The 8,500-nt window shown below is 72.1% G+C and carries 11 protein-coding genes and 1 pseudogene; 7 read left to right on the top strand and 5 right to left on the bottom strand.

Annotated elements, in window-relative coordinates:
* Positions 1–451 (top strand): sensor histidine kinase (locus tag VFO68_RS01505; RefSeq protein WP_325156288.1); only part of this gene is annotated, 451 nt, incomplete at its 5' end.
* On the opposite strand, the gene VFO68_RS01510 is transcribed toward VFO68_RS01505, so the two are convergent.
* The 3 genes from VFO68_RS01510 to VFO68_RS01520 all read right to left on the bottom strand — a co-directional run bounded on the left by VFO68_RS01510 (position 414) and on the right by VFO68_RS01520 (position 2,484).
* Positions 414–1,163 (bottom strand): GNAT family N-acetyltransferase, encoded by a 750-nt coding sequence (locus tag VFO68_RS01510; protein WP_325156289.1) that lies wholly within the window; start codon positions 1,161–1,163, stop codon positions 414–416. The genes VFO68_RS01505 and VFO68_RS01510 overlap by 38 nt on opposite strands.
* Positions 1,164–1,211: 48 nt before the next feature.
* Positions 1,212–1,490 carry a Uma2 family endonuclease gene (locus tag VFO68_RS01515; protein ID WP_325156290.1) on the bottom strand — a complete coding sequence of 93 codons (279 nt, stop codon included), beginning with the start codon at positions 1,488–1,490 and terminating at the stop codon, positions 1,212–1,214.
* Positions 1,491–1,755: 265 nt separating this feature from the next.
* A complete protein-coding gene (locus tag VFO68_RS01520; RefSeq protein WP_325156291.1) occupies positions 1,756–2,484 on the bottom strand; it encodes a DUF4191 domain-containing protein in 729 nt (242 codons plus the stop codon).
* Between the two features lie 106 nt (positions 2,485–2,590).
* Here VFO68_RS01520 and VFO68_RS01525 point away from each other — a divergent pair, with 106 nt between their 5' ends.
* The 6 genes from VFO68_RS01525 (at position 2,591) to VFO68_RS01550 (ending at position 7,411) form a co-directional block, all read left to right on the top strand.
* Positions 2,591–4,675, top strand: a complete 2,085-nt coding sequence (locus VFO68_RS01525) for an ATP-dependent DNA helicase UvrD2 (RefSeq protein ID WP_325156292.1) — start codon at positions 2,591–2,593, stop codon at positions 4,673–4,675.
* Positions 4,676–4,796: 121 nt separating this feature from the next.
* Positions 4,797–5,000: a hypothetical protein gene (locus VFO68_RS01530; protein WP_325156293.1), complete on the top strand. Its 204-nt coding sequence runs from the start codon at positions 4,797–4,799 to the stop codon at positions 4,998–5,000.
* Between the two features lie 119 nt (positions 5,001–5,119).
* Positions 5,120–5,506: a WhiB family transcriptional regulator gene (locus tag VFO68_RS01535; RefSeq protein ID WP_325156294.1), complete on the top strand. Its 387-nt coding sequence runs from the start codon at positions 5,120–5,122 to the stop codon at positions 5,504–5,506.
* Positions 5,503–5,754 (top strand): hypothetical protein, encoded by a 252-nt coding sequence (locus tag VFO68_RS01540; RefSeq protein WP_325156295.1) that lies wholly within the window; start codon positions 5,503–5,505, stop codon positions 5,752–5,754. The genes VFO68_RS01535 and VFO68_RS01540 overlap by 4 nt, the downstream gene beginning before the upstream one ends.
* 262 nt (positions 5,755–6,016) lie before the next feature.
* Positions 6,017–6,505: a DUF742 domain-containing protein gene (locus VFO68_RS01545; RefSeq protein ID WP_325156296.1), complete on the top strand. Its 489-nt coding sequence runs from the start codon at positions 6,017–6,019 to the stop codon at positions 6,503–6,505.
* Between the two features lie 21 nt (positions 6,506–6,526).
* Positions 6,527–7,411: a class I SAM-dependent methyltransferase gene (locus VFO68_RS01550; RefSeq protein ID WP_325156297.1), complete on the top strand. Its 885-nt coding sequence runs from the start codon at positions 6,527–6,529 to the stop codon at positions 7,409–7,411.
* 44 nt (positions 7,412–7,455) lie between these two features.
* On the opposite strand, the gene VFO68_RS01555 is transcribed toward VFO68_RS01550, so the two are convergent.
* Together VFO68_RS01555 and VFO68_RS01560 are read right to left on the bottom strand one after the other, a co-directional pair.
* Complete coding sequence (locus tag VFO68_RS01555) at positions 7,456–8,250, bottom strand: hypothetical protein (RefSeq protein WP_325156298.1); 795 nt, start codon at positions 8,248–8,250, stop codon at positions 7,456–7,458.
* Between the two features lie 77 nt (positions 8,251–8,327).
* Positions 8,328–8,500: pseudogene (locus tag VFO68_RS01560) on the bottom strand (AarF/ABC1/UbiB kinase family protein); the annotation flags it as partial.

Below are 8,500 nucleotides of genomic sequence, written 5' to 3' on the forward strand. Positions count from 1 at the left end.
CCGGGTCGTGCACGACCTGCGCCCGCCCGAGCTCGACACGCTCGGCCTGGCCGGCGCGCTGCGCGAACTGGCGGTGTTCCTGTCCGGGCCGACCCTGCGGGTGGAGACCGTGCTGCCCGGTGACGTGTCGGAGCTGTCCAAGACCGTCGAGGTGGCCGCGTACCGGATCGTGGCCGAGGCGCTGACCAACGTGGTCCGGCACGCCAACGCGACCCGGGCGCGGATCAGCCTGGAGATGAGCTCGGGCCACCTGGTGGTCGAGGTCCGCGACGACGGGATCGGGGTCCAGCCGGACACCGCCGGAGCCGGCATGGGTATGCGGTTCATGGCACAGCGCGCCCGGGAGATCGCCGGCGAGTTCTCCCACCACAGCGACGGCACCGGCACCTCGGTCCGCGCGGTGCTGCCGGTGCTCAGCCGGTCAGGTGCACCGCGGTCGCCGTCGGCATGAAGCCCACCCGCCGGTAGATCCGGTCCGCGCCGTCGCTGCCCGGCGTCAGCCAGGCCAGGGTGGCACCGGCGAGCCGGCCGGCCGAAGCCACCGCGGCGGCCGTGACCAGCGCGCCCAACCCGCGGGTGCGGTACTCCGGCAGCGTGGCCACCCCGGCGATCTCGGTCACGCCGTCGGCGACCGGGGTCCAGAACGCCGCCGCTACCGGGCGGCCGTCCAGCCGGGCCAGCACCCCGCCGCCGTCCGCGGGTTCGCCGGGCGGGTGCGGGTCCTGCATCGGTGAGTCGAACGCCGCGGCCGCCACCGCCTGCGCGTCGCCGGCGTCCTGCAGCGTGGTCAGCACCTGCACGCTCGCACCGTCCGGAGCCGGCGGCATGACCAGGTCGGCGACGTCCAGGGTGAGCAGTGGGTACCGGCCGGTCTCCCGCAGCCCCGCGGCGCGCAGGACGTCGGCCGCACCGGGGTTGGCCTCCTCGATCAGCTCGAACCGCATCGGGTTCGGGGCGAAGGCGTCCCGGAGAACCGGCAGCGAGTCGGCCAGGTCGGTGATGGCCGTGCCCGGCCGCGCCCCGACCGCGTAGGACAGGTACGGATGGCCGCCGGGCGTCAGCAGACCGATGAACGGCGGGGCCGAGACGACCGTCCGCTTGCGGCGAAGCCCGGACAACTGCGCCGCGGCGATCCGCGCGGCGACCACATTCGCGTCGTGCACCGGCCGGACCCTAGGAGACCAGCGCCGATGGCGCACCCCGGTTTCGGATCAGCGCAGCCGCTCCAGGTCCACGGTCACCGGAAACGGCTCGGTCGCCGTCAGTGTCCCGGTCACCCGGGCCGCGTCCCGGTAGCCGCCCTCCTCGCCGAGCCGGCAGACCACCAGCGAGACCGGATCCACGAGGTCGACGATCCAGTACCACGGGATCCCGGCTTCCTCATACTCCGCCCGCTTGTGGATCTTGTCGATGCGGCCCGATCCCCGCGAGACGAGCTCGATGACGACCCGTACCGCGGAGGCGCGCAACAGCCCGCCTTCCCGGTCCACCCCGGTCGACTTCCGCCCGTTCGACGATGATCAGGTCCGGACGGCGGCTGAACCCCGGTTTGTCTGGATCATCCAGCTCCAGATCGACATCCACGTCGAGTACCAGGCGCAGCGATGTTTCCCCGAGCGCGGCGTACTCCGCGACGGTCAACAGGTGATCAGGCGCGGTCGGCTCATGACTGGGTGCGGGCATCGCGATCATGGTCCTCCTCACGTCTGCGGGCACCCTGCCACGGGGTGCCGACAGACAGGCGGGAACCGCTGGTCAGCGTCGCCGGATGGAGCGTTGCACGTTGCGCATCTTGGCGCCCTGCGGCAGCGGTCCCTTGGGCAGCTGGGTGCCGCGGGCGGCCAGTGCCGCCATCCGCTTCTCCAGCGCGTCGATCTCCGCCGGCTTGAGGTTGTTGGGCAGCTTCATGAGGTGCGACTGCAGCCTGCGCAGCGGTACCTGGTCCTCGTCGTTGCCGACGATGACGTCGTAGATGGGAGTGTCGCCGACCACCCGGGACACCCGCTTCTTCTCCTGGGCGAGCAGACCCTTGACCCGGTGCGGGGCGCCTTCACCGACCAGCACGACGCCCGGCCGCCCGATCACCCGGTGCACGGCGTCGAGCTGGGTGGTGCCGGCGACCGACGGCGTGACGCGCCAGCGCCCGCGCATGTTGTCCAGCGCCCAGGCCGCGGCCCCGGGCTGGCCGTCGGCCTTGGTGTAGACGTTGCGCTGGACCCGGCGGCCGAAGATGATCACGGCGACGAGCACGCCGAACACGATGCCGACCGGCAGCAGCAGCCACTGCGCCGCGAACAGCCAGCCGATCGCGAAGACGGCGGCGGTGACCAGCAGGATCGACGCGCCCATCAGCGGGATGAGCTTCTTGTCCTCCTTGCGTTGCATGTTGAACGCTTGGAACAGCTGCTTGCGCTTGGCCCGCGAGGCCTCCTTCTTGCCCTTCTTGGCTGCCCGGGCCGCGGACCTGTCCTGCTTCTTCGCCATGACCATGAGGATACGGGGCGTGTGCGCCCGGTATGAATGGCACATTCGTTCGGACGGCAGTGTGTGGTTCCCCGGATCGCGGGGCCGGGTCTGTCAGGATGCGGCTATGGGGTCCACAGGCGAACGGGAGCTGCTGGCCGGACTCGACCCGGAGCAGCTGGCCGCGGTGCGCGCACCGCGCGGCCCGGTCTGCGTGCTCGCCGGCGCCGGCACCGGCAAGACCCGGACCATCGTGCACCGCATCGCCCACCTCATCCACGTCGGCCAGGTGAGCCCCGGTCAGGTCCTCGCGGTCACCTTCACCGCCCGGGCCGCTGGCGAGCTGCGCACCCGGCTCCGGGCGCTGGCCGTGCCCGCCGTGCAGGCCCGCACCTTCCACGCCGCCGCGCTGCGCCAGCTGCGCTACTTCTGGCCCCGGGTGGTCGGCGGTGAGCCGTGGCGCCTGATCGAGGCCAAGCTGCGGCTGGTGGGCCAGGCCGCGCACCGGGTCGGGGCCGGTACCGAGGTCGACGTGCTGCGTGACCTCGCCACCGAGATCGAATGGGCCAAGGCGTCGCTGATCGTCCCGGACGACTACGTCGCCGCCGCGCAGCGCGCCAACCGGGAGCCGCCGGCCCCGGCCGAGCAGGTCGCCCGGGTCTACACGGCCTACGAGTCGCTCAAGACCAAGGCCCGCACGCTCGACTTCGACGACCTGCTGCTGCACACCGCCGCCGTGCTGGAGGAGCACTCGGCGGTCGCCGAGGAGTTCCGGGACCGCTACCGGTGCTTCGTGGTGGACGAGTTCCAGGACCTGACCCCGCTCCAGCAGCGGGTGCTGGACGCCTGGCTCGGCCGGCGGGACGACCTGACCGTCGTCGGCGACCCCAACCAGACCATCTATTCCTTCGCCGGCGCCTCGGCCCGGCCGCTGCTCGACTTCACCCGCCGGTTTCCGGATGCCACGATCGTGCGACTCGAGCGCGACTACCGCTCGACGCCGGAGGTGGTCGCGACCGCGAACCGGGTCATCGCGGCCGCCCGGGACCGGCCGGCCGGCTCCCGGCTGCGACTGGTCGGTCAGCGCCCGAGTGGTCCGGTGCCCCGGTTCGCCGAGCACGAGGACGAACCGGCCGAGGCCGTCGCCGTCGCCGAACAGATCACCGAGCTGGTGGCGTCCGGCACGCCGCTGAGCGAGATCGCCGTGCTCTACCGGGTCAACGCCCAGTCCGAGGTCTACGAGCAGGCCCTGGCCACGAGGAACATCCCCTACCTGGTCCGGGGCGGCGAACGGTTCTTCGCCAGGCAGGAGGTGCGCACCGCACTGGTCGCCCTGCGCCGGGCCGCTGCCGAGGCGCCGACCGGTGAGCTGCCGAAGGTCGTGCGGGAGCTGCTCGCCCCGATCGGGCTCACTCCAGACCCGCCGGTCGGCGGCGCGGCCCGGGAGCGCTGGGAGTCGCTGCTCGCCCTGGTCGAGCTGGCCGAGGAACTGGCTGGCGCGGTCGCCGACGCCGACCTCGCCCAGTTCGTCGTCGAGCTGGAACTGCGCGCCGAGGCACAGCATCCCCCCACGGTCGAGGGCGTCACGCTGGCCTCCCTGCACTCGGCGAAGGGCCTCGAGTGGGACGCGGTGTTCCTCGTCGGCCTGGTCGACGGCACCCTGCCGATCCAGCACGCCGACGGCGACGATGCGGCGATCGAGGAGGAACGCCGGCTGCTCTACGTCGGGGTGACCCGGGCCCGGGAGCACCTGTCGCTGTCCTGGGCGCTGGCCCGGACCGAGGGCGCACGACGCCGCCGGCGCCGCAGCCGGTTCCTCTACGGCCTGCTGCCCGACGACCATCCGGCGGCCCGGGTGCCCGACCGGGGCCGGGCCCAGCGCAGTGCCTGCCGGGTGTGCGGGGCGCCGCTCACCGGGACCGGGCCGATCAAGCTCGGCCGGTGCGCGGACTGCCCGGCCGATCTCGACGAGGAACTGCTCGACCGGCTGCGGGACTGGCGCGGCGAGCGCGCCCGCGCGCTGAAGGTGCCGGCCTATGTGGTGTTCACCGACGCCACCCTCACGGCGATCGCCGAGCAGCGTCCGGCCGACGCCGCGGGGCTGGTGTCGATCTCCGGCATCGGGGCGGCCAAGCTCGACCGGTTCGGCGCCGAGGTGCTCGCGCTGGTAGCTCGGCAAACTACGGGTAGTGAGCAGTCGGGGAGCCCGTAACGTTCAGGGAGAACTTGTCGAAAAACCTGTTGCACGGGTCCGAGTAAGGGCAATAGCCTGCAGGAGCCGGGCACAACAGCCCAGACCAGTTTCGATCCCCCCGCATGAGGAGGTGGCCAGCGTGAACAGCTTGCAGGACAAGCGCACCCTCGGCTACCCCATGTCCGGGGGTTGTGCCGCGTTCATCGCCGGGGGAGAGGCGTGGACCAATGCTGCCCACGAGCAGCGGGGCCGGCGAGCCGGTCTCGATGTTGTGCGCACGCAAACCGTCATCACTGATGTGCCGGGACGACTGTCCGCATTGTCATTCGTGCGAAGGGCTTGACCTAGGTCAGGCAACCAGGCTCACGAAGGCCGCGGACTCCGAAATCGGATCCGCGGCCTTCGTGTTTTTTGACCATCCGAGCAAACCGCATTCGCAAGACAGAGAGGGATAAGGACGCCATGTCTACCGCCACCGTCTCGCTTCCCGGCGGGGCACCACCGGACCTGCTTGGTCCACCTTGGACCGGAGTTGGCGACCTGCTGGACGCCGCGCCGTCCGCTGGTCTGGACCTTCCATGCCGGTCGAGCGACAACCCTGACCTGTGGTTCGCCGACTCTCCGGCCGACCTCGAGCGGGCGAAGGTCATGTGCCTGGACTGCCCGGTCCGGGTCGAGTGCCTCGCAGGCGCGCTGGCCCGGCAGGAGCCCTGGGGCGTCTGGGGCGGCGAGATCTTCGAGCGTGGTGCCGTCATCGCGCGCAAGCGGCCGCGAGGCCGTCCGCGCAAGGAGGACGTCGCGCGCGAGGCCGCCGAGCGTGCCGCGCGGGCCCAGGAGGCAGCCGCATGAATTCGAGGACGCAGGACAAGGTGCCGCACGCGGCGCCGGACCACATCGACGAACTGATCTTTACCGCGATCCCGAAGGGAACCAAGGCGATGTTGATCTACGAAGATCTGGCCCGCGAACGAAGGCGTGAGGCGGAACGGGTCGCGCAGCATGCGCGTCTGGTCCGCCAGCTGAGCGCGGTCAGGCGATGGGAAAGGATCTCGGATTGGGCCTCCCGGCGCGCGCAACGCGCCTCCGACCTGATCTGAAAACGGACGAAACAAACGTAATCGACCGGCAGGGCGCCGACCCCGGAAGGGGGCCGGCGCCCTGCCGCGTTCGCGGGTGATGTGCGCGGAACAGATCGGTAACGTCGCGGTCACCAAAAGTGGTCCCGTTCGCGGCTAGCGTTGTGCGGATATGGGCGCGAACTCAACGGAAGTCGGTCGGACCGGGGCCCGGTTCGCCGGAGCGGACAGACACGGCACGCCCCGGACCGAGCAGCCCAGCGGTTCTCCCGCGCAGCCCGTGGTGACGGGTGCCCGCTTCGGCCCGCTGTCCCAACGCCACCGCAAGCGGGACCACCCCGGTGAGTCGCCGGAACCCGAAGCCGCCGCGGTTGCGCGTCCCGCCCCGGTAGCCCCGAGCCGCTCCCTGCCGCCCGCGGAGCGTCTGCCGCTGGAGTCCGAGGTGCTCATCCGCCCCTACGCCAGGACCGGGGGCCGCACCAAGCCGAACCGAACCCTCGCGCTGGAAACCTTGATCACCACGAGCCCGGGCCCGGCCGGACCCGATGCCCGGCACCGTTCCCGGGAGCACCGGATGATCGCCGGCCTGTGCGTGCGCCCCCGTTCGGTCGCCGAGGTCGCCGCCCTGCTGGCCATTCCGCTCGGCGTGGCCCGGATCCTGGTCGGCGACATGGCCAACGACGGATCGGTGGTCCTGCACGGTTCGTCCGGTCACCGCCCGCCGGATCTCCTACTCATGCAACGGGTTCTGGACGGCCTGCGCCACCTCTGACCCGTGACTAGGGTCGGCGGCATGGCGCATACGCATGACGGGATCGACTGGCCGGCCCGGTTGGCCGCGATGCGGCGAGCCGACGAGGTGAACGCGCAGGCGAACGGCGCGGTGGCCGAGCGGCTGGTCGGACTGGTGGGGGACGCACCGACGGTGGTGGACATCGGGCCCGGTGCCGGTGGCATGAGCGCGGCGCTGGCCACGGCACTGCAGACCCGGGGTGGCGGCCGGCTGGTGCTGGTCGACGCCGTGCCGGAGTTGCTCGAGGCGGCCGGTGCGCACGTCGGGCAGGTGCTCGGCGATGCCGAGGGCAAGGTCGAGGTGAGCTCCGTGCGGGTGGACGCCGCCAGCGACGAACTGGCGGAACTGCTGCCCGAGGTCGATCTTGTGTGGGCGTCCCGGGTCGTGCATCACCTCCCCGATCAGCAGAAGGGAATCGAAGGTCTGGTCCGGGTGCTCGGCCCGGGCGGCTGGCTGGCACTGGCCGAGGGCGGGTTGCCCGGCCGCTACCTGCCGTGGGATCTCGGCGTCGGCGAACCGGGCCTGGGTGCGCGGATCTCCGCCGCGCACGTGGCGTGGTTCGCCGACATGCGGGCCGGCATGGCGGGAGTGACCCGGCTGCCGGTCGGCTGGAACCGGGCGCTGACCGATGCCGGTCTGGCCGAGGTGACGTCGTTCAGCTATCTCGTGGATCTGCCCCCGCCGGCCACGGAACTGGTTCAGCAGTCGGTCGTGGACTGGCTGTCCTGGACCGCGGCCATGACCGCCGAACGGCTCAGTGCGGCCGATCAGGTCGCCGTCGCCCGGCTGCTCGACCCGATCGATCCGGCCTACGTCGGCGCCCGGGACGACGTTTTCATCCTGGGTGCGTCGACCGTCCATCTTGGGCGGAAAATTTCCGGTTAAGGCGCGTCGACGCCGCTGTATCTACCAACAAGTACGGCGTAGCGTCACGTCTCGTGGTTGATGCGCCCGACGTGCGTTGTGCCCGATGCGGTCGATCCCAGGCCGGGGACCCGCCGGTCGAGGCGCTCGCCTGGGCCGCGGAGCGCGGCACCCGGGGCCGGGTCTGGCTGTGTCCGGCGTGCGCCCGGATCCACGTCCGGGACATCGAAGGGAAGCTCCCCGACGAGTACTGGTGAGCCCTCGGCGCGCGGTAACCCGGCCAGTTCGGCGAGCACCGCGCGCGGCGCCGCGCTGCCCCACCGGCTACCGGCCGCGAGCTCGGCATGCAGTTCGGCAACCGTGCACACCCCGGCCCGCAGTGGCGCGGACAGCAACGCGTGCAGCCGGCCGCGATCGCGCTCGCGCCGGGCCGCGTCGACCGCAGCCCGCGCCACCGGAGCGAGCGGAAGGGCGTCGCACCACACGGGTTCGGGTGGCCGCGTGGTGCGTTCGACGGTCAGGTAGTCGCGGCTGGCGGTGCGCCGCCGGGCGGGCAGCAGGATGAGCAGATCGCCGCCGGCCGGCACCTCGATTCCGTGACAACGCAACGCTTCCGCGCCGCTGAGCACGGCGCCGGGGCCGGCGTAGGCGACCGCGGCGCGCAGCCGCTGGCGCGGGTTGGGCGGGCCGGTGCCCATCAGCACGACGCCGGGCAGCAGGCGCCGCCACGGGCCGGACGGGCGGCAGCGCATCGACACCGCATAGCTGGAAACTCCGGCCGCGCGCAGTTCGGCGCCGCGGATCACGCCGTCCGGAACGACCCGCCGCAGTTCCGCAAGGTTCATGGTCAGGCTTGGCATGCCCCGAATCCTCGGGGGAGCACGGCGGGTGCGAAAGTCGGCCGGCGCCGGCCTGTGGACAACTTGCGGGCTGTGGACTACTCGGCGAACCCCGGCTGCCAGCGCACGATCAGCTCCCGGACCGGAAGCTCGGCGTCGAGCTGGCAGAGGATGCCGGTACAACCGCCGAGCACCCGGTGCAGCATCAGGTATCGCGGCGGCAGGTTCAGCGACCGGCCGGTGCGGAAGTCCTGCCCGCGCATGTCGCTGA

The sequence above is a fragment of the Actinophytocola sp. genome, assembly GCF_035712165.1.
Taxonomy (GTDB): Bacteria; Actinomycetota; Actinomycetes; order Mycobacteriales; family Pseudonocardiaceae; genus DASYTH01.

What these genes read in the sequence shown, in the direction of transcription:
- VFO68_RS01555 (WP_325156298.1), bottom strand. Translation starts at nt 8,250, where the DNA reads ATGCCAAGCCTGACCATGAACCTTGCGGAACTGCGGCGGGTCGTTCCG.
- VFO68_RS01525 (WP_325156292.1), top strand. Translation starts at nt 2,591, where the DNA reads ATGGGGTCCACAGGCGAACGGGAGCTGCTGGCCGGACTCGACCCGGAG.
- VFO68_RS01540 (WP_325156295.1), top strand. Translation starts at nt 5,503, where the DNA reads ATGAATTCGAGGACGCAGGACAAGGTGCCGCACGCGGCGCCGGACCAC.
- VFO68_RS01535 (WP_325156294.1), top strand. Translation starts at nt 5,120, where the DNA reads ATGTCTACCGCCACCGTCTCGCTTCCCGGCGGGGCACCACCGGACCTG.
- VFO68_RS01520 (WP_325156291.1), bottom strand. Translation starts at nt 2,484, where the DNA reads ATGGCGAAGAAGCAGGACAGGTCCGCGGCCCGGGCAGCCAAGAAGGGC.
- VFO68_RS01550 (WP_325156297.1), top strand. Translation starts at nt 6,527, where the DNA reads ATGGCGCATACGCATGACGGGATCGACTGGCCGGCCCGGTTGGCCGCG.